This window comes from Geobacillus sp. ZGt-1, assembly GCF_001026865.1.
In the GTDB taxonomy this organism is placed as follows: domain Bacteria; phylum Bacillota; class Bacilli; order Bacillales; family Anoxybacillaceae; genus Geobacillus; species Geobacillus thermoleovorans.
Genome location: NZ_LDPD01000016.1, coordinates 73,097 through 96,634, shown reverse-complemented (window position 1 = coordinate 96,634; position 23,538 = coordinate 73,097). Strand labels below are relative to the sequence as shown.

General features: G+C 54.3%; 36 protein-coding genes and 2 pseudogenes. 6 read left to right on the top strand and 32 right to left on the bottom strand.

The window, feature by feature from the left end; translation table 11 throughout:
- From VU18_RS19600 to VU18_RS06870, 7 genes are all read right to left on the bottom strand, one after another.
- Nucleotides 1-570, bottom strand: a 570-nt coding sequence (locus VU18_RS19600) for a DUF1028 domain-containing protein (protein WP_047757880.1), incomplete at its 3' end; no start/stop codon positions are given.
- A gap of 139 nt (nucleotides 571-709) precedes the next feature.
- The gene (locus VU18_RS17285; RefSeq protein WP_011231082.1) at nucleotides 710-850 is read right to left on the bottom strand and encodes a YjcZ family sporulation protein; all 141 of its coding nucleotides are present in this window, start codon (nucleotides 848-850) and stop codon (nucleotides 710-712) included.
- A 33-nt stretch (nucleotides 851-883) separates the two neighbouring features.
- Nucleotides 884-982: a YjcZ family sporulation protein gene (locus VU18_RS17280; RefSeq protein ID WP_011231081.1), complete on the bottom strand. Its 99-nt coding sequence runs from the start codon at nucleotides 980-982 to the stop codon at nucleotides 884-886.
- Nucleotides 983-1,107: 125 nt separating this feature from the next.
- The gene (gene rarD, locus VU18_RS06880; protein ID WP_011231080.1) at nucleotides 1,108-2,037 is read right to left on the bottom strand and encodes an EamA family transporter RarD; all 930 of its coding nucleotides are present in this window, start codon (nucleotides 2,035-2,037) and stop codon (nucleotides 1,108-1,110) included.
- A gap of 185 nt (nucleotides 2,038-2,222) precedes the next feature.
- Nucleotides 2,223-2,327 (bottom strand): YjcZ family sporulation protein, encoded by a 105-nt coding sequence (locus VU18_RS17275; protein ID WP_013145431.1) that lies wholly within the window; start codon nucleotides 2,325-2,327, stop codon nucleotides 2,223-2,225.
- A gap of 193 nt (nucleotides 2,328-2,520) precedes the next feature.
- Complete coding sequence (gene corA, locus VU18_RS06875; protein WP_011231079.1) at nucleotides 2,521-3,477, bottom strand: magnesium/cobalt transporter CorA; 957 nt, start codon at nucleotides 3,475-3,477, stop codon at nucleotides 2,521-2,523.
- Between the two features lie 237 nt (nucleotides 3,478-3,714).
- Nucleotides 3,715-4,602 carry a cation diffusion facilitator family transporter gene (locus VU18_RS06870; protein ID WP_031206479.1) on the bottom strand — a complete coding sequence of 296 codons (888 nt, stop codon included), beginning with the start codon at nucleotides 4,600-4,602 and terminating at the stop codon, nucleotides 3,715-3,717.
- A 168-nt stretch (nucleotides 4,603-4,770) separates the two neighbouring features.
- Between VU18_RS06870 and VU18_RS06865 the strand changes: the two genes are divergently transcribed.
- A complete protein-coding gene (locus VU18_RS06865) occupies nucleotides 4,771-5,469 on the top strand; it encodes a class I SAM-dependent methyltransferase (protein WP_011231077.1) in 699 nt (232 codons plus the stop codon).
- A 38-nt stretch (nucleotides 5,470-5,507) separates the two neighbouring features.
- Here VU18_RS06865 and VU18_RS19595 read toward each other — a convergent pair.
- From VU18_RS19595 to VU18_RS06850, 4 genes and pseudogenes are all read right to left on the bottom strand, one after another.
- Nucleotides 5,508-5,969, bottom strand: a pseudogene (locus VU18_RS19595) (D-alanyl-D-alanine carboxypeptidase family protein); the annotation flags it as partial.
- A gap of 1 nt (nucleotide 5,970) precedes the next feature.
- A pseudogene (locus VU18_RS19590) lies at nucleotides 5,971-6,326 on the bottom strand (D-alanyl-D-alanine carboxypeptidase family protein); the annotation flags it as partial.
- Between the two features lie 49 nt (nucleotides 6,327-6,375).
- Nucleotides 6,376-7,086, bottom strand: a complete 711-nt coding sequence (gene deoD, locus VU18_RS06855) for a purine-nucleoside phosphorylase (RefSeq protein ID WP_014195705.1) — start codon at nucleotides 7,084-7,086, stop codon at nucleotides 6,376-6,378.
- A gap of 515 nt (nucleotides 7,087-7,601) precedes the next feature.
- Entirely contained in the window at nucleotides 7,602-8,009 is a 408-nt protein-coding gene (locus tag VU18_RS06850) for a hypothetical protein (RefSeq protein WP_011231073.1), read from the bottom strand.
- Between the two features lie 126 nt (nucleotides 8,010-8,135).
- On the opposite strand from VU18_RS06850, the gene VU18_RS18340 reads away from it, so the two are divergent.
- Complete coding sequence (locus VU18_RS18340) at nucleotides 8,136-8,294, top strand: hypothetical protein (RefSeq protein ID WP_008879283.1); 159 nt, start codon at nucleotides 8,136-8,138, stop codon at nucleotides 8,292-8,294.
- Nucleotides 8,295-8,329: 35 nt separating this feature from the next.
- On the opposite strand, the gene VU18_RS18335 is transcribed toward VU18_RS18340, so the two are convergent.
- Together VU18_RS18335 and VU18_RS06845 are read right to left on the bottom strand one after the other, a co-directional pair.
- Complete coding sequence (locus VU18_RS18335) at nucleotides 8,330-8,494, bottom strand: hypothetical protein (protein WP_011231072.1); 165 nt, start codon at nucleotides 8,492-8,494, stop codon at nucleotides 8,330-8,332.
- A gap of 105 nt (nucleotides 8,495-8,599) precedes the next feature.
- Complete coding sequence (locus tag VU18_RS06845) at nucleotides 8,600-8,917, bottom strand: hypothetical protein (RefSeq protein WP_013145439.1); 318 nt, start codon at nucleotides 8,915-8,917, stop codon at nucleotides 8,600-8,602.
- A gap of 222 nt (nucleotides 8,918-9,139) precedes the next feature.
- Between VU18_RS06845 and VU18_RS06840 the strand changes: the two genes are divergently transcribed.
- Nucleotides 9,140-10,261, top strand: a complete 1,122-nt coding sequence (locus VU18_RS06840; protein WP_047757840.1) for a DUF2515 domain-containing protein — start codon at nucleotides 9,140-9,142, stop codon at nucleotides 10,259-10,261.
- 11 nt (nucleotides 10,262-10,272) lie between these two features.
- Here VU18_RS06840 and VU18_RS06835 read toward each other — a convergent pair whose 3' ends face one another.
- Nucleotides 10,273-10,452 carry a YozD family protein gene (locus VU18_RS06835; RefSeq protein WP_011231069.1) on the bottom strand — a complete coding sequence of 60 codons (180 nt, stop codon included), beginning with the start codon at nucleotides 10,450-10,452 and terminating at the stop codon, nucleotides 10,273-10,275.
- Nucleotides 10,453-10,582: 130 nt separating this feature from the next.
- Here VU18_RS06835 and VU18_RS21065 point away from each other — a divergent pair, with 130 nt between their 5' ends.
- Nucleotides 10,583-10,705, top strand: a complete 123-nt coding sequence (locus tag VU18_RS21065) for a hypothetical protein (RefSeq protein ID WP_013145441.1) — start codon at nucleotides 10,583-10,585, stop codon at nucleotides 10,703-10,705.
- Here VU18_RS21065 and VU18_RS06830 read toward each other — a convergent pair.
- From VU18_RS06830 to VU18_RS06815, 4 genes are all read right to left on the bottom strand, one after another.
- Nucleotides 10,687-11,331 carry a hypothetical protein gene (locus tag VU18_RS06830; protein WP_011231068.1) on the bottom strand — a complete coding sequence of 215 codons (645 nt, stop codon included), beginning with the start codon at nucleotides 11,329-11,331 and terminating at the stop codon, nucleotides 10,687-10,689. The two genes, VU18_RS21065 and VU18_RS06830, sit on opposite strands and share 19 nt — an antisense overlap.
- Nucleotides 11,332-11,462: 131 nt before the next feature.
- Nucleotides 11,463-11,681, bottom strand: coding sequence for a YozE family protein (locus VU18_RS06825; RefSeq protein WP_011231067.1), 219 nt, complete (start codon nucleotides 11,679-11,681; stop codon nucleotides 11,463-11,465).
- Between the two features lie 346 nt (nucleotides 11,682-12,027).
- Entirely contained in the window at nucleotides 12,028-13,029 is a 1,002-nt protein-coding gene (bioB, locus tag VU18_RS06820; RefSeq protein ID WP_011231066.1) for a biotin synthase BioB, read from the bottom strand.
- 157 nt (nucleotides 13,030-13,186) lie between these two features.
- Entirely contained in the window at nucleotides 13,187-14,626 is a 1,440-nt protein-coding gene (locus VU18_RS06815; protein ID WP_014195700.1) for an NAD(P)/FAD-dependent oxidoreductase, read from the bottom strand.
- 179 nt (nucleotides 14,627-14,805) lie between these two features.
- On the opposite strand from VU18_RS06815, the gene VU18_RS06810 reads away from it, so the two are divergent.
- Nucleotides 14,806-15,399 (top strand): DUF502 domain-containing protein, encoded by a 594-nt coding sequence (locus VU18_RS06810; RefSeq protein WP_011231064.1) that lies wholly within the window; start codon nucleotides 14,806-14,808, stop codon nucleotides 15,397-15,399.
- A 42-nt stretch (nucleotides 15,400-15,441) separates the two neighbouring features.
- On the opposite strand, the gene VU18_RS06805 is transcribed toward VU18_RS06810, so the two are convergent.
- On the bottom strand, nucleotides 15,442-16,380 hold the full coding sequence (locus VU18_RS06805) for a magnesium transporter CorA family protein (protein ID WP_014195699.1): 939 nt from the start codon (nucleotides 16,378-16,380) through the stop codon (nucleotides 15,442-15,444).
- 315 nt (nucleotides 16,381-16,695) lie between these two features.
- Complete coding sequence (locus VU18_RS18330) at nucleotides 16,696-16,842, bottom strand: hypothetical protein (RefSeq protein ID WP_011231062.1); 147 nt, start codon at nucleotides 16,840-16,842, stop codon at nucleotides 16,696-16,698.
- Nucleotides 16,843-17,023: 181 nt separating this feature from the next.
- Between VU18_RS18330 and VU18_RS06800 the strand changes: the two genes are divergently transcribed.
- Entirely contained in the window at nucleotides 17,024-17,314 is a 291-nt protein-coding gene (locus VU18_RS06800) for a HesB/YadR/YfhF family protein (protein ID WP_011231061.1), read from the top strand.
- Nucleotides 17,315-17,337: 23 nt separating this feature from the next.
- Here VU18_RS06800 and VU18_RS06795 read toward each other — a convergent pair whose 3' ends face one another.
- From VU18_RS06795 to VU18_RS19585, 12 genes are all read right to left on the bottom strand, one after another.
- Nucleotides 17,338-17,757 (bottom strand): PaaI family thioesterase, encoded by a 420-nt coding sequence (locus VU18_RS06795; RefSeq protein ID WP_020279119.1) that lies wholly within the window; start codon nucleotides 17,755-17,757, stop codon nucleotides 17,338-17,340.
- Complete coding sequence (locus tag VU18_RS06790; protein WP_011231059.1) at nucleotides 17,757-18,071, bottom strand: hypothetical protein; 315 nt, start codon at nucleotides 18,069-18,071, stop codon at nucleotides 17,757-17,759. The genes VU18_RS06795 and VU18_RS06790 overlap by 1 nt, the downstream gene beginning before the upstream one ends.
- Before the next feature lie 14 nt (nucleotides 18,072-18,085).
- The gene (locus VU18_RS06785; RefSeq protein WP_011231058.1) at nucleotides 18,086-18,502 is read right to left on the bottom strand and encodes a thioesterase family protein; all 417 of its coding nucleotides are present in this window, start codon (nucleotides 18,500-18,502) and stop codon (nucleotides 18,086-18,088) included.
- Nucleotides 18,503-18,618: 116 nt separating this feature from the next.
- Nucleotides 18,619-18,846: a small acid-soluble spore protein Tlp gene (tlp, locus tag VU18_RS06780; RefSeq protein WP_014195696.1), complete on the bottom strand. Its 228-nt coding sequence runs from the start codon at nucleotides 18,844-18,846 to the stop codon at nucleotides 18,619-18,621.
- A 30-nt stretch (nucleotides 18,847-18,876) separates the two neighbouring features.
- A complete protein-coding gene (locus VU18_RS06775) occupies nucleotides 18,877-19,020 on the bottom strand; it encodes an acid-soluble spore protein N (RefSeq protein WP_011231056.1) in 144 nt (47 codons plus the stop codon).
- Between the two features lie 55 nt (nucleotides 19,021-19,075).
- Complete coding sequence (locus VU18_RS17270) at nucleotides 19,076-19,207, bottom strand: FbpB family small basic protein (protein ID WP_011231055.1); 132 nt, start codon at nucleotides 19,205-19,207, stop codon at nucleotides 19,076-19,078.
- Nucleotides 19,208-19,328: 121 nt separating this feature from the next.
- On the bottom strand, nucleotides 19,329-19,850 hold the full coding sequence (locus VU18_RS06770) for a TlpA disulfide reductase family protein (RefSeq protein WP_011231054.1): 522 nt from the start codon (nucleotides 19,848-19,850) through the stop codon (nucleotides 19,329-19,331).
- 112 nt (nucleotides 19,851-19,962) lie between these two features.
- Complete coding sequence (locus VU18_RS18325) at nucleotides 19,963-20,115, bottom strand: hypothetical protein (RefSeq protein ID WP_014195694.1); 153 nt, start codon at nucleotides 20,113-20,115, stop codon at nucleotides 19,963-19,965.
- 249 nt (nucleotides 20,116-20,364) lie between these two features.
- Complete coding sequence (locus VU18_RS06765) at nucleotides 20,365-21,213, bottom strand: sulfurtransferase (RefSeq protein WP_014195692.1); 849 nt, start codon at nucleotides 21,211-21,213, stop codon at nucleotides 20,365-20,367.
- A gap of 120 nt (nucleotides 21,214-21,333) precedes the next feature.
- Nucleotides 21,334-21,609 (bottom strand): YpbS family protein, encoded by a 276-nt coding sequence (locus VU18_RS06760; RefSeq protein ID WP_011231051.1) that lies wholly within the window; start codon nucleotides 21,607-21,609, stop codon nucleotides 21,334-21,336.
- On the bottom strand, nucleotides 21,606-21,794 hold the full coding sequence (locus VU18_RS06755; RefSeq protein WP_013145453.1) for a hypothetical protein: 189 nt from the start codon (nucleotides 21,792-21,794) through the stop codon (nucleotides 21,606-21,608). The genes VU18_RS06760 and VU18_RS06755 overlap by 4 nt, the downstream gene beginning before the upstream one ends.
- Nucleotides 21,794-23,538: dynamin family protein (locus tag VU18_RS19585; protein ID WP_047757879.1), on the bottom strand; the 1,745-nt coding region annotated here is incomplete at its 5' end. The genes VU18_RS19585 and VU18_RS06755, both read right to left, overlap by 1 nt.

Sequence of the window (23,538 nt, the reverse complement as noted above, 5' to 3'; positions counted from 1 at the left end):
ATAACGGTCATTGTAGCCGCCATATCCCCCTCCTTCTTTCACGACAAGCAAGGCGGCCGACTGTTGCCCGCGGCGGTCGCCCCCCGCTGCCTGACCAGCTTGAAGCGCCTTTAACAATCGCTCGGCGAGCGGACCTTTTGTCTGCTCAAACGCCCTTCCCATTGCCAGCACCGTTTCCTCGCCGGCTAAAATATTGCCTTGAGCCGCATAGTTCGGCCCGGTGATGCCCCCGGCCCACGGGTAACATTTTTTCCCGGTGAACGTCGCCGCCCGTCCTTTCGCATCCACGATGCCGACTTGGCGCAAATCGCGCTCACTGTCATCGGCAACGAGCAACTCAAGCGTTTCTTGCGCCGATTTCCCTTTTGCCATCCATTCGAGGCCGCGCGGTCCGTACGACGTGTTGGCGTACGATTGCGTCGCCACCGCTCCGACGCCCGCTTTCGCCCACGGAACAACCGCACCAACGCCTAAAAATTTCGATTGAACAGCGATGCCAAGCTCCCCGGTCGCCGGATCGAACGCGACGATCGAAAACGTCGCGACGATGTCTTTTGCAATATGTGTCATTTCCCCGTCCTCCATATGCTTTCCATTTTCTCATCGTTTATGATTTCTCCACTTCCTTTCGTTGTTCCTGCCTGTTCACAAAAAAAGCGGGGGAAACAGCCGTTGCCCGGCCGTCTCCCCCCGCATGCCCATCATCCGCCTAGCACCATGTTGCCCCGACGATAATGAGCAAAATAAACAAAACGACGATCAGCACAAAGCCGTAGCCGTAGCCGCCGTAACCCGGATAACCGAAGCCATAGCCGCCCCAGCCCCAGCCGCCATAAAAGCCATATGGCATATTCGTCACCTCCTTGCTAGCAAGTAAGAGGCATCAGTACACCCAACCACCGATACATGCACATCCGACAATAATCAACAAGATGAACAGAACGACGATCAACGCGAATCCGCCGCCGTAAGCTGCACCCATTTGCCAGCACCTCCTTCGTTTTTGTACTAGTAGACTATTCAGAAGCCGAGGAAATGGTTAGATGTTTCGGCAAAAATGGGTATTTGCCGCAACGTAAAAAAAAACGGTCCATCCGCGGACCGATGTTATGCTCCGAGCGAGTTTCGCTTCCATTTTTTCCGCCCCGGCGCTTGCTTGATTTGAACAGCGGAAAACAAAATAAGCGCCGTCCAGATGCAGCTAAACGCATAAAAATGCGCTTTCGTAAACGGCTCGCCGAACAAAAAGACGCCAAGGAGAAGGCTGATCGTCGGCGAAATGTATTGCAAAAAACCAAGTGTTGTCATTGACACACGCTTCGCCCCTTTGGCGAAATACAAAAGCGGCACGGCCGTCGCTGGCCCGGCTCCAGCCAACAGCGCCCATTGCCACCATTCGGCCGTCTTGACGAGGGCTGGCGTTTCGTTGTACACACATAATAAGTAAACGGCTGAAAGCGGCATGACGGCCATTGTTTCAAGCGTCAAGCCAATGGACGAGTCAACGCTGGCCAGTTTTTTCACTAAGCCGTAAAACCCGAACGTCAACGCGAGCGATATGGCGACCCACGGAAACGCGCCATATTCCGCCGTCATCGCCGCCACGCCGGCGGCGGCAAGAAAAACAGCGGCCCACTGCCCAACGCTCAACCGCTCGCGCAATACGATCGTCCCAAGCGCCACGCTGACAAGCGGGTTGATATAATAGCCGAGGCTCGTTTCAACGACATGATGATGATTCACCGCCCATATGTAGACAAACCAGTTGGCGCTGATGAGCACGGCAGCAGCGGCGATCCCCCATGCCTTAGCCGGCTTACGGCGCATCGCCCGAAGCTCCCGGCGGAAGGCGCCAAGCTGCCCATTCGCTGCCAGAAGGATGGCCATAAACACGAACGACCACACGATGCGGTGCGCCAAAATCTCAAGCGCCGGGCGCGCCTCTAGCAGCTTCCAGTACAGCGGCAATACTCCCCACAGCAAGTACGAAGCAGCCGTATACAAGATGCCTTGCTTTTCTTCGCTCCAATGCCCCACGTCGTCTTCTCCTTTTCCATGATCATTTCTGTTTCATTATACCGCCGCCGCTTCACTTTATCCATCAAAACACTCACCCGCATCGCTCGACGCGGTTGCCCAATGGAGAAGGGGCGCAGCTGAATATGAGCACCCGCCCCCTTCGCGGCCCGTTTGACCGCCGTCCTTTCTTATTTTTTCGCTCATCAAGCGACACAGGCACAGCCAACAATAATCAGTAAAATGAACAGGACGATGACGACCGTATAACCGCTGTTGACAAAACCGCTCACGGCGGGCACCTCCTTCATCGGTTCACAGGGCCATCATATGCGCCCGCCCAAACGGCCGGGCGAATGCCCAAATTTCTAGAAGATTGGTGAAAAACCGCGTTTTCTTCAAAAAGATTGGTCCACGAACGCACGGAAGAGCCGTTGATCCATTGGCGAAAGCTCCTTGCTGGAGCGTTTTCTCCGTTAAATCACCGACCTTCTAGAAAAACGCCTATTTTTCTTTCGTCCCCGTCTCTCCCCACCAACCTTTTCGCTTAAAATAGAGGGCGATGAGCATAGCAACGGTTGCCATGAGCAACAAGGCAAACGGGTAGCCGTATCTCCATTTCAGCTCTGGCATAAACGCAAAATTCATGCCGTATACACCGGCGATAAACGTCATCGGCAAAAATATGACGCTCACCAATGTCAATGTCTTCATAATGACGTTCATATGATCTGATTTGAGCGACAGTTGCAAATCGAAAATGGCGGACAATGATTCCTTAAACGCGTCGAGCGCGGCGGGCACGCGTGAGAATCGCGACGCCACTTCCTCGATATACGGATTCGTCTCTTGATTGATATACGGCAAATCAGCGTGGCGGATCATTTTGATCGCTTCTTCCTGCGCCTCGGCGATTTGGCGCAGCTCATGAAGATGTGTTTTCATCCGATAAATCTCGCGCCCGATTTCGTTGGCAAACGGGGTCGCAAACACTTGCCGTTCAAGCGTCTGAATGCGGTCAGCGATCTGATCGATGACTTGCAAAAAACGGATGGCGGCCAAGTCTAAAAAGTGATACAGCACGTACCCAGGATACAGCGCCTGACCGCGATGGTTCAACAAACGTTCTTTCACTTGATCAACAAGCGGATCGTTTTCATCCATATAGCTGATCATATATTGGCTGCCGGCCAGCAAACGAACGTTCACTGTCCGGCCGGACGGACGAACGATAAACAGCGATAAGAAGAAACATCCTTCGTATTCGTCAAACGTGGGAATATCTGTCCCGTTCATCAGCCGCTGTTGGGCGAGAGGGTGAATGGACAGCGAAGAAAGAAGCTGCTCCAAATCCGGCTTGGCGGCGGCGGTGAAATGAAGCCAACACGACTGGCTGCCTGCCGGCGCATGGCGTTTGTACGTTCCGTCAACCGTCAAACGAAAGTTATGCTCGATCGCCATAGACTGACGTCCTTTCCATGCAAACGATTTTAATTGTATTGTTTGCTGTTTGCCGCAAAACTACTCCCCTCCCGCCGCCAAAAACAAGTCAGCGGCAACGGTTTGGCCGCATCCGCTCGCTGTTGGCGACAAGCAGCTTCTCCCGGCTGCATCCCGGCTGCAAAGCGTCACATCCCGACAAGTCATTCGCTGTCTAGGCGCCTCGCCGCGTCCGCCCGCCAATGCGCCCGAAGCCAGTCAGCGCACCGCTTCCGGTTCCACATGGACGTGCGTCGCCCGAATGTTATGCCGGTTTCGCATCAAACGCTCGACTTCATCAGCGATTTCATGACTTTTTGCCACCGTCAAATGCGAGTCAACGCGGATCGTCACTTCCAGCACAATGTCGTTGCCTAACATGCGCGCTTTAATGTCAGCGACATCGCGCACGCCGCTCACCGCCGCGATTTCGTCTTTATAAACGGCGAGCTGCTGTTCATCAAAACCGTCGGTGAGCGTATGCGCCGTCTCCATAAACACCTCCCACGCCGTCTTGCCAATCATCGCCCCGATAACAAGCGCCGCCAGCGGATCAAGCCATGGCCACCCAAGCCGCGCGCCGGCGATGCCAATGGCGGCGCCAATGCTCACCAGCGCATCCGATAAATTGTCTTTCGCCACGGCCGCCAGCGCCATGCTGTTCGTCCGCCGCGCCAGCCGGCGATTGATTGCATAAACGCCAATCATAACGGCCGCCGAGGCGAGCGCAACCACAGCCGCTAAAACGTCAGGAGCCGTTGCCTTTTCCTTGCCGAACAGCGAGCGGATGCCGCTTGTGATCACGTCAATGCCAATGGACATCATCAAAAAAGCGGCCAACAGCGAGGAGATGTTCTCCGCCCGCGAATGTCCGTACGGGTGGTTGCAATCACGCGGTTTTTTAGCGATTTTCATGCCGATATAGACTGCCGAGGAAGCGATAATATCACTCAAATTATTCCAACCGTCCGCTTCCACCGCATCCGAGCCGAACACCGCCCCAGCCAACAGCTTGCCGGTCGAAAGGAGAAGATAGACGAAAATGCTCAGCAGTGCGCCCGCCTCGGCTCCTTGTTTTCGATCCACTTTCTTCACCAACCTAGCCATCTCATTCTTGCACGTATCAGTGTACCAGCTTGAAGCCGGTTGGGTCTACAGCAAGAAAATTTCCTTTTTTCATAAGAATAGGGACAAGCAAATTTTTTTGTCTAAAGGCAAAATCGAGCGCATTTGCGTATGATAAACCAAGTCGAAACAAAAAAAGGAGAGGAACAGATGTCTGCATATTTAGACTGGTTGGCGGACATGGGGATCGATGGCGCTCACCCAGGCGGTTTTGAGTTAACAAAACAAATCTTACGTAAACTTAAGATCGACCGTTCGACATCCGTGCTTGACGTCGGCTGCGGCACCGGACAGACGGCGGCTTATATCGCCGAACAGTACGGGGCCAACGTCACCGCCATCGACATCCACCCGACGATGATTGCCAAGGCGAAACAGCGTTTTGCCTCCAAGGCGGTCTCAGTCCGTTTGCATCGCGCCTCGGTCGAAGCGCTCCCGTTTCCCGCCGGGACGTTTGACCTTGCGCTTTCTGAATCGGTGCTTGCTTTCGTTTCATTGCCAAACGCGCTCGCCGAAATCCGCCGCGTGCTCAAAAACGATGGCCTATTCGTCGGCATTGAAGCGTGTCATGAGCGGCTGACCGCCGCCGAGCAAAAGCAAATCGCCGCCTTTTACGGCTTCCGTCAGCTCATGACATCAGCGGAGTGGAAAGAAGTGCTCGAACAAAGCGGCTTTGGCTGCCGCCAGTTTTCCTACGCGGCTGCGGCCGAAGCGCCAAGCCTTGGGGCACCCATCGTCATCGCCCTTCCGCCGACACCGGAGATGGCGAGCATGTGGCAGATGCACCAACAGTTGACAGCTCAATTCGGCGACCGTCTTGGCTATTGCGTCTTTTGCTGCGAACCATAGCTGGCAAGAAAAACGGCGTCCTCGACGAGACGCCGTTTTCACACTTTTTTCACTACTTTGAAATATTCTTCAAGCGTCAAGCCGCGCTTTTTGATCACCGCGGCCGCCTTCCGCCCAACATAGCGGAGATGCCACGGCTCATACTTGTAGCCGGTCACCGCTTCCTTTCCTTTCGGGTAGCGGATGATGAATCCGTACTCGTGCGCATGGGCGGCTACCCATTGCCCTTCTTTTGTCGCCCCGAACGATTGGGTCAGCTGACAGCCGGCCGAGCGGCTGCTGATATCGACCGCCAGCCCTGTCTGATGCTCGCTCTGCCCTGGGTGAGCGACCGCTTGAACCGCTTTTTCCTTCCCTTTTTGCCGCACTTCTTCAGCAAAAATCACCTGCTGCCGCTCGTATGAACGATAAGCGGACACGGCCACCAGCTCAATGCCATCACGGCGTGCGGCGGCAAACATCTCCTCAAGCGCCGCGGCCGCTTCGGCCCGCATATGCCGNTTTTCCGCGTTCGGGTCAGCACACACAAACGGCACGCGCGGCACGACCAAGTCCGCCGGCTTATAGCCAGGCGGGAGCGACTGTTCTTTATTGACGAGCACCAAAATGTTGTCAGGGTTTTGAATCACTTTTTGTCCGTTTTGCACCTCGACGATGTTCCAATATTTCGCCTCGAGCTGCAAATCGGGATCGACGGGGCCCTCGCTCGTTTTCCCCTGTTGATAATCGCTTGGGTGCACCGCGCTTTCCGGCGGCTGGCCGGACGGGCCGGCCGCACCGTTGCTGCCGCTCTCCCCTGTTTGGCAGCCGGCGAGCAGCAGGCACACCAACATCGCCGCTTGCCATCGCTGGTTCATGTTCCTTCTCCTTTTCTGTTTTCCCAGGCCCAAGCGCCCGGCATCCCAATCACGCGCCATTGCGGATCGCCGCTTCAAGCGCCACTTCAATCATCTCGTTAAACGTCATTTGCCGCTCCTCAGCCGTCGTTTCTTCTCCGGTGAGAATATGGTCGCTGACCGTCAGCACCGACAGCGCCCGGCAGCCGAATTTCGCCGCCAGCGTATAGAGCGCCGCCGTTTCCATCTCGACGGCCAATACACCGTAGCGCGCCCACGTTTCCCAATTCGGTTCATCATTGTAAAACATGTCGGCGGTGAACACATTGCCGACTTTTAGCGCCAGCCCTTTTTCCACACCTACTTCATACGCCGTCCGCAGCAGATGGAAATCGGCGGTTGGCGCATAATCGCGGCCGCGGAAAATGAGCCGGTTCATGTTGGAATCGGTCGACGCGCTCATCGCCAAAATGACGTCGCGGACGCGCACATCCGGCTGAATCGCTCCGCACGTTCCGACGCGGATGAGCGTCTTTACGCCGTAGCTTTGGATCAGTTCGTTCACATAAATCGAAATGGACGGCACGCCCATGCCGGTCCCTTGCACGGAAATGCGCTCCCCTTTATACGTCCCGGTAAATCCGAGCATGCCGCGCACTTCGTTGTAGCATACCGCTCCTTCCAGAAACGTTTCGGCAATGTATTTGGCGCGCATCGGATCACCCGGCAGCAAAATGCGCTCCGCGATCTCCCCTGTCTTCGCTCCGATATGTACGCTCAATGGGATTCCTCCTTTGGTTTGAACGATCGTTGTCGGGCCATGCCCTCGTCTATCATATCATATGTTTGCGGAAAATGGCAGTCTTCCTTCGAGTAGCCGAGGCGGCGAACGGGCATACTATGTGTGCCTGCCCGAGGAGAAAGGAGGAAAAGACCGATGAAAAAGAAACTCGAACAAGCGGTGGAATACGCCAACAAAACCAATCCATCGTCCAAATCAAACAATCAGCCGTCCACATCGAAAAAGGAAAAGACCAAATTCTAACATCATTCCGAAAGAAGTCTCCCACTTCGAAACGTGAAGGTGCACGAGCACCCGTCCATGTGGGAGATGAATGTTGGCCGGCAATCGCTGTCGGATCGAATCACATGTTGTTCAAACGGGCACCTTCGAAACGAAGGGAAGCGGAAAGGGTCCTTGTGCGGCTTGTCGTTTGGCACATATGCAAATCGCTGAAAGCTCCCCCTATGCACTCGCGTAGGTGGGTGAGTCGTTTGCGGGGGAGCCGCTCTCTTTTATGATGTTTTGGATCGGCGGTAATCGCTGCGATGACGGCGCGCCAAATACCGCTCATTGATATACAGCACCTTTTTGTCTTTGCTGCGCGTATATTTTTTCTCGCGCTCGCGCCGCCTGGCGACAAGCCAACAGGAAAACAAATACAGTGGAAAGACGAGCTGCATCGCGCCGGCAAAGACATACCAAAAACCGTTGATATCGGCCAAATCGCGCAAGTACACGTCGATGCCGCTGAGCCGATAGTACATGTCAGCAACGATGGCAGCGATGATGACGACGTTGACCGCATGGAGAAGGGGCACGCTTCTCCAGCGGAACAAGAGTCGCTCAACTTGCCCTTTGACCCAAAGCAATGCCGCAATCGAGACGACGCACAAGAGCAGCGACAGCGCCAGTGCGGCCATCGTTTCGCCCCCTTCCCTCTTTTCTCCTGCGCCCGCCGCATGATGCCGCCTGCAAACATTTTCCGTCGATGAACCGCCGCCAGACCGCATACACTAACGACAACGACGGTTCAAGGAGGGAAAACGATGGGCAAAAAACACCGCAACCGCATTAACGGGCAGAAAAAGAACAACCATATTCCAAAAGAAGCATTGATCGCTGAAGATGAGGCGCATGCCAAAGAATATTCCGCCGCCGGCGGCCGGAAAAACGGTCCGGGCCATCACGACAATCCAGAATCGTGACAAACCGCAGAAACCCTTGTGCGATACAAGGGTTTCTATCGCGGTTCCGACGGCTCGGATTCGTCCCAAGCAAGCGTGACGACTTTTGTATATTCCCCGCGTTCAATTTCCTCTTTTGTCGCTCTTTCATTCAGCTCCTCATCGTCGTCGATGCCCGGGGCCACCGTCGGCATGTCGCGCCGCCGTTCGTCATGTTCCATCAAGTCCGCCCCCTTTCCTTTCTTATCCGTTCCCGAAACAAGGGGGCTTTATTCATATTATATCATCTCTAGCTCTTGCTGGCGACTATATTTTTGAATATTCGGTCAACAGATGAGCTGTCGTTCCACTTGTTTCCATCCGTCTGGACAAAGGCGATAGTACGTCTGTCCTTTCCGCCCTTCATCGATCAGCACAACGTCCCCAGTCCGCATAAATCGAGCTTGACAGTTTTTCGGCATCAGATCGGCGACATTAAACATCCGATACAACACCGCCAGCACTTCATCATGTCCGGCCGCCGTCACCGTCATGCGGCACACTTGCCGGTAGCCTTTCGTTTCCCCAAAGCGCGGTGTTTGAAAAACGACCGCCTCATATGCACGTTTTGTCATCCACATCCGTTTCCCCCATAAACGAACCATTGTTTTCCTCTCCCTTCTCCCAATAAATCGGCCCTCCGCGCCCCATACTATGGTTGATGTCGAATTCGATCGCGAATCGTCTTCGGAGCCGAGACAAACGTGTATTATACTTATTTGGTGATTTGGCGTGTCGATTCCTTCAGCAAACGAGCACTCCTTTTGTCGAAACGATCGCGGTCTTCTGGCAAAAGTCCACAAATGATGCAAAGGAGAGACAGCCTGATGCCGACTCGCCCGTTCGCTTGGCTGCGCCATCCGCTTCAGTATGCCTACCGCTCCTTTTTGTACCGCCATCCGGTCCGCCTCGCCGATGACGGCCTGCTTCGCCGGATGGCCGCCCGCACAACTGTCCCGACTGACGGACCGCTCAGCGCGGAAGAAAAGGGCATTGTTGCCGCCATTCGCCGGAAAACAGCGGAACATAACCGCAACAACGTGACGCGCACCGCCGCCTACTTAGCGTTTTTTGAGCGCCATCGGGAAATTCATTGGGCGTTTTTAGCCCATCTCGTCTCGCGCAACGGCGGTTGGAACATGACTGATTTGCGCGGCGGCCTTCTTCCGTTTTTGCTGCCGGAACAAATCATTGCACCCCTTTTTTTGTTTTTGGAGCGCGCCAATGCCCTCATTTTTCATGATGCCTATCCGCAGCTTCTGCTGTACGAAGAAAGCAAACGGAGGGAGACGCCGCTGTTTCATTTGTTGCCGGCGCTAGCGGTGTCTTCGTTTATGAAGCCGATGTGGGAACATTTTTGGGAAACGGGGAATGCCGCGCTTCTTACGGTTGCTCTGATCATCAACGAGCAGCAGTACATCCAGCTTCGCGTCATCGAACATCCGTTTTTCCGCACCCGCGTGCTGTCAAGCTGGCCGTTTATTGTCGAGCAATGGCTCGGGTTCAACGATGTGCTCATCCCATATGCCAAAGGCCGCCGCGTAGCGCTTGCCGGAACGACCGTGCGCGATTTCGCCGACGTCCACCACCGCATCCATATCGGCAAAACGCTGTACAGTCTGCTGCTGTTTGACGCCCGGCTGTTTCGCGGCGCCTGCCGCTTTGCCCGCTGCGTCCCCCACAGCGGCTCACGCGCCGACTTCTGGCCGCAATCGTTCGCTGAAACGCCTGATGGGCACCGCTTTTACAGCCCCCGCCTTGAGGAAGCTTGGCCGGATCTTGCGCACCCGTTCCACGATCATCGCGATTGGTTCACCGATGAGGCGATCATGCAGGCGCTTGAAACGCTCCCGCTTCCGGCCTCGGGCAACATGACCAGCCGCTACGAGCGGCATTTGGTCATGATGAAAACAGCCGCCATCGCGGCGGCCAAATCAACTTCATCATAAAACGACGAGGACTACTCCCCATCGATGTCAATCTCTTCATCGATGATGCATTTTTCAAGCAAATAGTCAAACGTAATATCCGCGAGCTCCTCAAGCTCCTCTTGCGTTGGCACAAAGCCGCGGCGGATGAGTTCTTGGTAAAAAAACTCAGCGATTTCTTCCGTATCGATAATCACTTCAATTTCCTTCACCGCATCTCGCCCCCTTTGTAATGTTGTATGTCGCCGCCTTCCGTTTTATGTCAAAAATCATGTTGTACTATTTTTTCAGTCTCCCCCATACATATGTACCAACAAAACAAAAAACACGGAGGCGGACAAAATGGACAAATTCACTGCGATCGATAAAATGATGGAAACAGTTGTCAATGGATTGGGCGCGATCGTCATTTTCGCCGGCATTCCTTATTTTCTTTTTATTCTTTATCAATTTCTATCCTGGTGATTGGCGATTGTCCGCAAACGTTTTACAACTGTTTCCATCATCCGTTGGTACTGTTCATCGCCGAACCATTCATATAACGCTTTATAATCGTTGTACATGTCAAGGAGCTCGTCGACCGACGGCCCTTTCTCTCCGCTGTCGGCCGGCGGCAATAGAAGCGACGCTTTCACCGGCGCGGCGATGACAATATCTTGCACGAGCGTGACGGACGTCTCCTCTCCGTCGGCAAGCGGAATGATGTCTTCCAAATGGACTTCAATCTCCCAACCATCCGTCAGCCGTTTCAATTCGTAAATCGTCTCTTCCCATCCTTCCCCGTAGTAGCGGTAAATTTCTGTCCGCACCCCGACAATTTTGAACAAATGGCCGCCATAATCGCGGACGCGGACAATTTCGCCGAGAAAAAACGGCAACTCAATTTCAATCTCTTCCGCGATCCATAAATCACCCACAAACTCAGACAATAAAATGAGCGCTTGCTCGGCAAACAAGCTATGGCCATGGTTGATTTCGTATAAAAACACACCGTCAATCTGCTGAATATCGGTGATCGTTCCGACCGTTCCGTACAATGTATTGACGACGATGTCGCCGACGGAAAATTTCGGGCGTTTCGGCGCGCTCATTGGCATCTCCACCCTTTGGAACAAATAGTTAGTATAGTATATGCATGCAGAGAAGGGTGGACACCTGCAACCGCGCGGAAAAAAGCTATTTGAAAGCGCTCCCAATTTATGAAATGGGAACGCTCCCTTAGTTACGCTTCATGCAAAAATTGCTCCCATAGCTCATCAAACACAACCATACTTTCCAAATAGTCACCGTTAAGCTCCAAATAGCCGCTCAGTTCTTCATAGTCCGTCGACCCTTTTGGAAAGCTGTGGTCTTCATACGCTCCGTTCGCAAACCGGACGACCGGATCTTCCTGGTGTCCATGGCGGAAGCGCAGCAAGTAACGGTAGAATGACTTTGCCATGTCCCCCATCCTCTTCCTTTCCTTTTGTTGCTATTATAATGAGCTTTTGGCTGTTTGTGAAGCCTTTTTTCGCAGCTTGTATTCCCATCGTACGCGTCGGGTTGGCTTTTCATGCCAAAAAAGCGCGTCAAACGGCGCAATAGGGGTTCAATCCGCTTTTCTCGTCAGAGCATAGGCAGGCCAAGTCCACCGTCTTATCATGCGCTCCGCTTCTCGCCAAGGCTTGCGATGCGCCATCGTGGCGTCCCATCTGAAACCGCATGGCGCCTCCCATGCCTCCCGCTTCGCTAGGTCTTGTCCTCGGTGAGCGCACATACAAAAAGCCGCCATCTTCCGGCGGCATCGTTCATGATACGACTCCGGCTTGCGGAGCCGGGGCAAATTCGATTTCAAACCCAAGATCCTCAAGCATTTGATAATCGGCTGACTTTTCTTGCCCGGCGGTCGTCAAATAGTCGCCGACAAAAATCGAGTTGGCGGCATACAGGCCAAGCGGCTGAAGTGAGCGCAAATTCACTTCTCGCCCGCCGGCGATGCGGATTTCTTTGGTTGGATTCATATAGCGAAAAAGGGCCAGCACCTTCAAACAGTAACGCGGGTTTAATTCGTTCGTGCCAGCCAGCGGCGTGCCGTCGATCGCATGCAAAAAGTTGACTGGAATGGAATCGGCGTCAAGCGCCCGCAAACTGCGCGCCATATCGACGACATCCCGCTTCGTTTCTTTCATGCCGATGATGACGCCGGAACAAGGCGAAAGACCAGCTTCTTTCACCGTTTCCACCGTCCGCACCCGATCGTCGTATGTATGGGACGTCGTAATGTTCGGATGGTGCTGCTTCGATGTGTTGATGTTATGATTGTAGCGATCCACCCCCGCCTCTTTCAGCCGGGCCGCCTGCTCCGGCTTTAAGATCCCAAGGCAGGCGCACACTTTCAGCCCGAACCGCTCTTTAATTTCCTTGACCGCGGACACAACGGTGTCGATCTCTTTATCGCTCGGCCCCCGGCCGCTGGCGACGATGCAGTACGTCCCAATGCGCAAACGGTGTGCTTCTTCCGCGCCGCGCAACAACGTCTCTTTGTCGACCATTTTATACGTTTTCACCGGCGCCGTCGATACGGCGGACTGCGAACAGTAGCCGCAGTTTTCCGGACAGAGGCCGGATTTGGCGTTGATGATCATGTTCAGCTTCACTTTGTTTCCATAATAGGCGGAGCGAATCCGGTACGCCCCTTGCAGCAAAAGGAGCAACTCCTCATCCGGACAATCCAATATCGCCAATGCTTCCTCATCGGTCAGCTCGTGGCCTCCCAACACTTGCTCGGCCAACACCAGCCAGTTTGCCATCTCTCCTCTCCCCTTTCCATATCATTACATTTATCGTAACGGACCAGCCGCATATTTGTCAACTATATTTTCATTTCAGTTTACTTTTTAATCCGTCCCCAGGCAGACAGCAAAAAAACAGGCCCCCGTTTGAAGGGGCCTGCCCTCGGTTCCTCACCTAATGCGTCAATTTCTCGACGATGTCGCGGGCGATCCAGACGCCGCAGGCGCTCGCCTGCGCAAGGCCGCGCGTAATGCCGGCGCCGTCGCCGCCGACATACAGCCCGGCGATTTCGGTTTCAAAGCGGTCGTTCAGTTTCGGACGCGCCGAATAAAACTTCGCTTCCACCCCATAAAAGAGCGTATGCTCAGAGGCAAGCCCCGGAGTGACGTGGTTGAGCGCCTCCGTCATTTCGATCAAGCTTTTCATCGTGTTGTACGGCAAAACGAGGCCTAAATCGCCCGGCACCGCTTCTTTTAGCGTCGGTTCGATGAACCCTTCTTTGATCCGCTTTTCCGTCGATCGCCGTCCTTTTAAAATGTCGCCGTATTTTTGCACGATGATGCCGCCGTTGGACAAGGCGTTCGCCAGCCGAGAAATTTCATGGGCGTATTCGTTCGGCTTGTCAAACGGATCGGAAAACTTATGTGAAACAAGAAGGGCAAAGTTCGTGTTGTTGCTGCCGAGCTTTGGATCTTTGTACGCATGGCCGTTGGCGAGCATGATGCCGGAATGGTTTTCGACGACGACATGTCCGGACGGGTTGCTGCAAAACGTGCGCACTTGCGTCCCAACCGACGTGTTGAAAATGAATTTCCCTTCATACAGATGTTCGTTAATTTCTTGCATGACGATGTTCGATGTTTCCACGCGCACTCCGATGTCAACCTGATTGTTGATCATCCGCAAACGGCGCTTGCGCAAGATTTTGCTCAGCCAAACCGAGCCATCGCGCCCCGGAGCGATGACGACTTTTTCCGCTGTCAACGTTTCTCCGTTTTTCAGCACAACGCCTTTCACTCGATGGCCGCTCTCCGTCCGCTCGGTCACGATATCATCCACTTCCGTTGTAAAGCGCATCGCAATCCGCTCGCGCAAATATTCAAAAATGCTTTTCAAAATTTCCAAATTTTGCTCTGTACCCAAATGGCGGACGTACGCGCGCAATAGCTTCAGCCCGGCCGCATAGGCGCGCCGCTCGATCTCTTTCACTTTATCCGTCATCGGGTCGGTGATCGATGTCGTCGCTCCGTGCTTCAAGTTGATCTCATCGACATAGCGGATGAGCTCAAGTACGGTCGAAGCCGGCAAATAGTCGGTCATCCAGCCGCCGAATTCGCTCGTGATATTGAATTTGCCGTCCGAATACGCCCCCGCTCCGCCGAATCCATTCGTGATCGAACAGGCCGGCACGCAGCCGGCATAGTCTTTTTTGCCGGCCGGCGGCGGACACTTTTCAATTTTTCTTTGCAAAATCGGACAATTGCGTTTATAGATATCGTGCCCTTTATCGATTAAGAGCACGTTCGCTCCAGGGAGTTTGAGCGTCAGTTCGTAGCAAGTGAAAATGCCGGCCGGCCCGGCGCCGACCACGATCACATCGTAATGATTGTTCATGATCCATCCCCCATTTCCCATGTTCCATTCGAAAGTATACGGAACATTTGGCAGTTCGTCAAGAAAAAACACGAACTTTCTTACCGAATACAACAGAAAATGTTCGATATAATAGAGAGTTGTATAAAGCCAAAAAAATTGGTATGGTGGTAGAGAATGAATAGCGGGGAGGGAAAGGGATGCGTTTTTTCGTGAAACATTTTCTAAACGGCATGCTGACGATCGTGCCAATTTTACTCGCCGTCTATGTGTGCTACAAAGTGTTCACCGTTTTGGATGGGCTGCTTGGCCAATACGTCCGTCCGTATTTGGATGGCCGCTACATTCCCGGCCTAGGCCTATTGGCGACTGTCGCGCTGATTACCGTCTGCGGTTGGCTATCGACGCAATACGTAAGCGGCCGCCTCATTCGACTGATCGACCGGTTGCTTGAAAGCATTCCCTTGATGAAAACGGTTTATTCCGTCGCCAAAGATACAATCGCTTCCTTCGTCGGGGAAAAACGATCGTTTTCGCAAGTTGTGCTCGTTACAATGCCAGAAAGCGGCTGGAAATGCCTCGGCTTCATGACAATGGATGATGTCGGCGCTTGGCACGATCCTCTCGCCGACTACGTCGCCGTCTATATCCCGCAGGCGTTTCAAGTCGCCGGGCTCACCCTGCTCGTCCCGAAAGAGCAAGTGGAAGTCGTCGACATCTCGCCGGAAGAGGCGATGAAATTCATCCTCTCCGGCGGTGTGGCCGTCCGAAAGCAAAAGCGGCTGCCCCAATGACAGGGCAGCCGTTCGCATGGCCATCCAAAACGCGCCTGGCCGTCAAAAGTATCGCTTTTTCCAAAAGATGTACGCCGTCGCCGCTGACAGTGAACCGGCGAGCGCCATCGCGATCAAAAAGGCGTACGGAGAGTGTTGGTACGGAATCGGTACGTTCATGCCGTAGAAACTCGCCACCATCGTCGGCAGCGAAATGACGATCGTAATGGCCGTCAAAAACTTCATCACAATGTTTAAGTTGTTTGAGATGACCGAAGCGAACGCGTCCATCATGCCGCTTAAAATGCTGCTGTATACTTCGGCCATTTCAATCGCCTGCTTGTTTTCAATAATGACGTCCTGCAGCAAATCCTGGTCATCTTCGTACATGCGCAAATAATTGAGGCGCATGAGCCGCTCCATGACGATGTTGTTCGCCTTCAGCGACGTCATAAAATACACTAAGCTTTTTTCCATGCTGAGAAGCGAAAACAGCTCCTTGTTTTTCATCGATTGGTGCAATTCTTTTTCGATTTCGCTCGTCCGCCGATTGATTTGCTTCAAATAGCGCAAATAATACGTTGAAATCATGTACAGCATTTGCAACGCAAACCGCGTCTTCATAAACGTGTAAAAGTTTTTGATTTTGTTTTTGGAGAATTCTTCGAAAATCGGATTCTCCTGCAAACAAACCGTAATAAAACACGTGTTCGTAATGATCATGCCGATCGGAATCGTCTCGTAAATCGGGCCGTCCACTTCATCATGGGCGACAATCGGAATGTCGACGATAATGAGCACATGGTTGTCTTCCTTTTCGACGCGCGACCGCTCCTCGTCATCCAACGCGTCTTTGATCGAATCGATCGGAATGTCCAAATGGTGGGCGATGTAGCGAATTTCGTCTTCCGTCGGGGCAACGAGATTGATCCAGCAGCCATTTTCAATATGATCGATTTCGCGCATTTTGCCGTTGGCATCGGACAAATACATTTTCATCATCTGGCATCCTTCCTCCTTTTCACGCGAGGAAGGCGGCGCCTCTTCCTTTCCGTCCGGAGCCCGTTTTCGTATGATGAGCAGCCGACAAGAAAAGGAACAGGCCGCGTTCCCCGCTATATTCCGGTTCCGGTTCGTTCGGGCTTGAACTACTCATATACGAAAACGCCACTCCTTTCGAAAAAGATGTCCCTCAAGTAATGATAGCGCGGACCGGCCCGTTTGTATAGTAGGTGCCATAAAAAAAAAGCAGCCTACTGGCTACTTTATTCACAAAACAGCGCGATGTTCAACCATCGCCCGCTCGATTCGGCTTTTTTATTCGCTCGATGGCGTCGTGTTGAAAAAATCAGGCGCTTGTTTGTCAATTTGCCGACGGTTGGAACGGCGCGGGCGTTGCTCTTTCTTTTCGCCCATCACCCCATCCGATTCATAGCTTGGCGCAAACGGCCGCTTCTTGCTCACCGTCTTCACCCCCCTCGCTTTTACTGTTCGCCGTCGGCCGGCATTTTACTCGAGCCAGTCAGGGCTAGGTTAATCCATTTTCTGGAAATTGTTTCGCCCTCAAATTGTCAGCCAATGTTCACACAATCGTTTTACCGGCGCCGTCCATTCACTTATAATAAACAAGTGAGGAGGGGAAGCCATGAACATCATGATTACAAAAAAAGCGTTTGATTGGTACAAGCGGGAGCTCGGGCTGAAGCCGGGCGATGCGATCCGCTTTTTTGCCCGCTACGGCGGGTGCAGCACCGTGCAAAAAGGGTTTTCGCTTGGCATGGCCAAAGACGAACTGGTCGACAAGCCGGCGGCGCAGACGACGGTTGATGGCATCACCTTTTTTATTGAAGAGAGCGACCAATGGTATTTCGATGGACGTGATTTGACTGTGGATTTGGACGAAAAAAGCAATGAGCCGGTTTTTCTCGTCCATTGAATGTCCCGCGGCGATTGAAAAAGCTAGCCTTGGCGCTCGCTTTTTCGAATAATGGCGATCGTGCAGCGGGAGATGCAGACGAGCTCCCCTTGTTCGTCCGTAATGCGCACATCCCACACCATCGTCGTCCGACCGCGGTGCAACACCGTCCCTGTCGCCGTCACCGTCCCGCGGCGAACGGCGCGGACGTGATTGGCGTTGATTTCCAATCCAACGACGTTTTCCGTGTTGGGGTCCACAAGCGCGTACGCGCCGATGCTGGCGACCGTCTCCGCTAAGGCGACTGAGGCGCCGCCATGCAGCAGCCCAGCCGGCTGGTGCGTGCGCCAGTCGACCGGCATCGTCGCGACGACGCGGCCTTCGCCAACCTCAACAATTTCGATGCCGAGCGTATCGATCAACGTATGTTTCGACATTTCCTTCACAACGGCCAAATCGATCATCATTCCTTCTTCCCCCGTTTCGTGAATCGTTCCAGTTCAAACAGCCGTCCTTCCTGCTGCAAAATGCGCGTTTGCGTCTCACCGAGCAAATCGAAATGCGGAAACTCACCGCGCCGATCGATCCACTCTTCCTTCAGCCCGTACTGCCGCCCCCAAGCGGCGAGTTTTTCGACATCGGCGCAGCCGACTTTCGTCACTGTCGTGCAATGCGGAAACCGTTCGTCGTACCAATAGTGGGTCAAAAAGGCGATTTCACCGCGCTTCACTTTCTCTTTCCATGCCGCGAGCTCGTGTCGGCGGATGCCAAACGCCATCGCACCGCTCCCCTTTACCGCTTCGCCCGCTCATATGCTTCATGCCAGTCAGGAAAATATTTGCGGATCACGATCGGCCGAAACGTATCGCGCTTGACGCAAACATGCTGCGACTTTCCGGTCACCGCCACCTCGCCGTCCGGGGCGAGAATCTCGTAGCCGTATGTCACGCGGATGCCGTCATAGGCGTCAATCCATGTGCGGACAGTCGCCGTTTCCCCGTAGTGAAGCGGCTTTTTGTACGACACTTGCAAATCGACAACAGGCGAAATGATGCCTTCTTTCTCCATGTCAGCATAATGAAAGCCAAGCTGTTTGATCAATTCCGTGCGCCCGACTTCCATCCAAACTAAATAGTTCGCGTGGTAGACGACGCCCATTTGGTCTGTTTCCGCATAACGCACTTCAATTTGTTTTTCTGCCACTTTCACGTTCGTTCTCCCTCCATTTTTTACCGGGCCTCCTCTTCTATGTTACCATTCGCCCGTCGGCTCGCTCAAGCGGTAGACAAAAAAACGAAGCCGCCCCCGCATGAGGGCTGCTTCGTTTACTGGCAGCCGTGTTCCCGTGCAGCTGCTTCGTCTCGGATTTCCGCGCGCATCGCAGCGATCGCTTCTTCGCGGCGGCGGTTTTTCGCACGGATCTTCTCCTGCTCCTCCGGCGACGCAAACTGCATCGTTTCTTCGGCTTTTTCTATGTTCTCAATGGTGTTTTGCACCATTTCTTGCAGCTTTTCCACATTGTCGCTGCGGTCATCCGGTTTCGGACGCGGCATGAACGCTTCCTCCTTTGCGCGAGTTTCCGGCTATTCGCCCTTCGTTTGGATGACTTGGGCGTGCTGGCCGGACTGGTCTTGCATTTGTTTGCCCTTGTTTCCTCCTGCGGCGCGAGGCTGTGTGCCGATATGGTTCGGCACAAAATGTTTGCGGCTTCCTTTCGGATTGCTCATTGTCTTCGCCTCCTCGCCATCTAGTCTGTCCGCCCGGAGAACCGCTATGCATGGGTCATTCTGCTTTTTTGAGCATCCGCTCTTCCAGCTTTTTCTCGATTTTTTCGAGCGCTTCCCGATCGTTCAACAATTGCCGTTTGTTCTCGCTGATCAGTTCTTGGAGAGTCATTTTGCGGGATCGTCTCATCGCTTCAACCTCCCCTCACTTTTATTGTAATCTTATTCATGCCCAAAAAAGATAAAAATTATGACAACTTTTTGAAAAATAACGAACCACGAAGAAAGCGCCTTTCGCTGCAGCCATCTGCTCAACGAAAAAGCGCTGTTTCCTGCTCGAGCCGCTTCGCCGTCACCGGGCCGACAATTTTTCGCCGAATGACGCCGTTTGGATCGATAATATACGTCGTTGGAATCGTTTGGATTCGATATTGACGAAGCGCTTCGCCGCGCACATCGAGGCCGACTGGAAACACGAGCCTGTTCGCTTTCGCAAACCGCTCAGCGTTGTCCAACGTATCTTGCGTCGTCAAATGAACGGCAAGGAGCGCAACTTCGCGGCCATGCCGCTCGTAAAACTTGGCAAGCTCCGGCATTTCCTTTTTGCATGGCGGGCACCACGACGTCCAAAAGTTGAGGACGACCGCTTTGCCGCGCAGCGCCGACAACTTAACCGACTGGCCCCCAAGCGCCGGCAAGGTCAAGTCGGGAGCCGTCTGATCCACTTCCGGACCGGCTCCGTTTGCTTCATTCGGTTTGTCAGCCGCCATCACATTCCAAAGGCCATAGCCGGCGACAGCCAAGAACAAAAGAACGACTAGCCATTTCCGCACGTTGTCCCCTCCCTACCGGCGCCTCCCGCCGCTCTGTCCACGATTATAGCACATACGTTTGCCATTTGCCAACCATCGTGCTTAAAACGAAAAAACGAGGGGCGCGCCCTCATCATGATCGGATGTTTTTATGATCGTTTTTCATTTTCTCCGCTTCGACTTCTGCGTACGAAGCGAATTCGCTCCCCCATTCGTTAAAGCCGTTTTTCTTCTTCGCGTTGTTGTTTCGTTGGGCATTGGCATTGCCAAGTTTTGTCCGGCCCATGCGTCTCCTCCTCTGCTTCCGTCGGTTCACCTATAGTATCCGCCGGCGGCCAAAAAACTATGCATACAGCGGCTTCAACCGGCGGCCGAAACAATGGAAGAAAAGCGAAACAAACACTAGGTGAAAATCGTTGAAAATCAACAACGCTTCGACCTCATGCGGACCGAAAAAAGAAAACGAAAAGAAAACAACGGTTCCATCCGACAACACCGAGGCGTCGAATGATGTTTCAGCCCGAATCGGAGAAAACTAAGCATCGGATGACGGGTCACCCGTTTCAATCGGGTGGTCCGGATAGGAAATCCAGTCGCTGAAACTGCCGACGTACAGCCGAACGTTGTGATAACCAGCTTCGTGGAGCGCCAACACGTTCGGGCAGGCGGTGACGCCGGAACCACAGTAAACGATCAACGGCTGCCCACGGTCAAAATCGGCAAACCGAGCCGCCTGCTCGACAGCGCTTTTCCAGTAGCCGCCTTCCGTCATTCCGTCTTTCCAAAACCGGTGCACCGCTCCTGGGATGCGGCCGGCTCGGCGGTCGATCGGTTCTTCCAGGCCGGCATATCGCTTCCATTCACGCGAATCAATGAGCACAACCGAGCGATCGCGGACGGCGGCGCGCACATCCTCAACCGTCGCCAGCCATGACCGATCCGGACGCGGCCGAAACGGGCGGGACGCCACAGCAGGGACGACGTTCGTCACCGGATGCCCTTTCTTCTTCCATTCACGATAATTGCCGTCCAATACGTATACGTGGGCATGGCCGAAATAGCGAAGCAGCCACCAGCAACGCGCCGCCATCGCCCCGTCTTGGTCGTCGTAAGCGACAACGGTCACCGTTTCATCGATGCCGACCCGGCCAAACACGTCCGCCGCTTGCTCGGCCGACGGGAGCGGGTGGCGGCCGCCGTGCTCTCCGACTGGGCCCGACAAGTCGCGTTCCAAGTCCATATACACGGCACCAGGAATATGATCTTCCTGGTAAACGGCCGCTCCTTTCGCAGGATCGCCAAGCCAAAACCGACAATCAAGAATGCGCGTGTTTTCGTCGTGCAAATGGCGAAGGAGCCATTCATGGGAAACAAGCGACGCCATATGTCCTCCCCCTCTTTGTTTTTGCTGACGCCAAACGTTGTTTCTTGATCGGAACGGAAAGCAGCCAATCATCAACAGGACGCCGGCGGCGCCGACACGCTCAACCAGCGCTCGCCATCGTCACGATCGCTCTTTCCTTTCAAGCCGGCTCACGTACTCGCGCACCATCTCCGGCGTCACGCACCGGCGCGCCGGCACGAGGCCGCTTTTGGCCAGTTCGTTCATCCGCTTCGTCACTTCATTGATCCCATCAACCGTAAACGACTCGCCGCGGCGGCACCGCTCGACCGCTTCGTCGATGAGCCGCTCGCGCTCGGCGTCGAGCATAGCAAATTGCTTCAAGATGGTATGCTGTTTTTGCACATGGGCAGTGATCGCGTGATGCACTTCGCTCAATGGTCCTCGTCCTTTCCTGCTTCTTTTTCCATCAAACGCCGGACGTTCGGTTTCGGCGTCCAACAGTTGAACCGATAGTTCGGTTTCGTCGCATAGCCGAGCCGGCGGCAATACGTGTACAGCCCGTCGGCTCGCTTTTCTATACGGTAGTGGATGCATGTAGCGCAAGCGTGAAACCGGTTCATCAACGCGCCTCCCCGACGCGGCCCGAAAGAAGGCCGCGAAGCGCCGCTTCGATGCGGGCGAGCGCCTCATGATCCGCCGCTTCGGCGAGCGCGGCAAGCAAGCCCTCCATATAGCTGTCGACTTGTTCCGCGAGAGCGGCCGAAAGTGCGGCGACGGCAGCCTTGTATTGTTCTGCGTACGTCGCCACAAGCCGCTCTTTTTGCTCAGCCAAATAGGCGTCGATCGGCTCGACAAGCGCCGCCTCAATTTCCTCTTTCATCCGCCGCTTTTCGTCGCGCTCAAAAAACGATTTGGCGTTTTTATACAGCGAAAGCGCCTTGGTAAACCGCACCCGGTCTACATCCCCAAGGGCGTTGGCAAACTCCGGCGCCGAAAAGGCAAACGGCTCAGGCGGCGTGAGCGCGAGCGCATCATCGAAACGACGAAGCTCATGGAATAGGCGCGAGAACTGCTCGGCCAGCTGCTTGTGCAAAAACGACTCAACACGCAAGCTCGTCGCCCGCAACTCTTGGGCCAAATCAAAGCCAACCGATGCGAGCAACTCGTCGAGGCAACGCTCAAGCGCCCGACGCGCCGGGCCTTGGTCGTCGCGGAGCACCGCCGGGTTGAACGCCTCCTTAAACACATCGTTGAGGCGGAAAAAGACGCGCTGCTTGACGTAATAGAGCAATTCGTCGACTTCCTGGCGAAGCGCCTGCCGGCCGTAGGCATCATCAATGCCAGCAAGCACGGCGTGCATCTTCGTTTTCACCGCCTCAAGCGCCTGCCGTTTCTCCGCTTTTTCCGCTTCGCTTTGCCCAGCGGCGCGCGCGAATTCCTCTGCCGCCCGCCGCGCCCGCTCAAGCTCGGCATATGCGCTCTCGACGGCGACTTCCGCCAGTTCTTCCGTTAAGAAGCGGAAGAAGTCGGTTTCAAAGGCAGACAAGCCGGAGTCCGCCAAGACGCCGCGCGGACCGGGCTCGGCCCCCGTTTTTTCCGCCAGCGCCAAGCGGCTTGAGAGCGCATAAAGGCGCGGGAAGCGGATGCCAAAGCGCGCCAGCTCTCCGTTCATATAGGAAATGACGGCCTCAAGCTCCTCTTTCGACTGGGCCAAATCAGCCGCATTGATGACGAAAAACATTTTATCAAGCGCAAACGTGTCTTTCACGCGCCCAAGCTGAAGCAAAAACTCGCGGTCTGCTTTCGAGAACGCATGGTTGTAATACGTCACAAACAACAACGCATCAGCATGCTTCATGTAATGAAACGCCACTCCCGTATGGCGGGCGTTAAGTGAATCCACCCCCGGGGTATCGACAAGCGTCACCCCTTGGCAGGTGAGCGGACAGTCGGCGTACAACACGACCTCATCTAAGAAACATGACACCGCTTCGTCAGCGACATACGTCTCGAGTTCTTCCCAACCGATGGAGACGATCTCCCCGAATCGACCGTTCATCCGCTCATAGCCGGCCGCGGCAGCTGCCAAAAAAGCCACATGCGGCTTTTGCGCCGGATGTTCGGCTCCCGATTCGGCCAGGCGGGCGCAAAGGCGGAGCGCTTCATCCCATGTATCCGCCTCATGGCCGCACTGCCGAAGCGACGATTGCACATCCGCCCAAATTTGCAGTTCGCTTTTTACCTTGACCACCGCCGTGCCGTGCGGGTGCTTGTGATCGGGCGGGGCGATTTTGCTGATGGCGGCGGTTGTCGGGTTGGGCGACGATGGCAGAAGCGGGGCGCCGAGCAAGGCGTTCGCCAGCG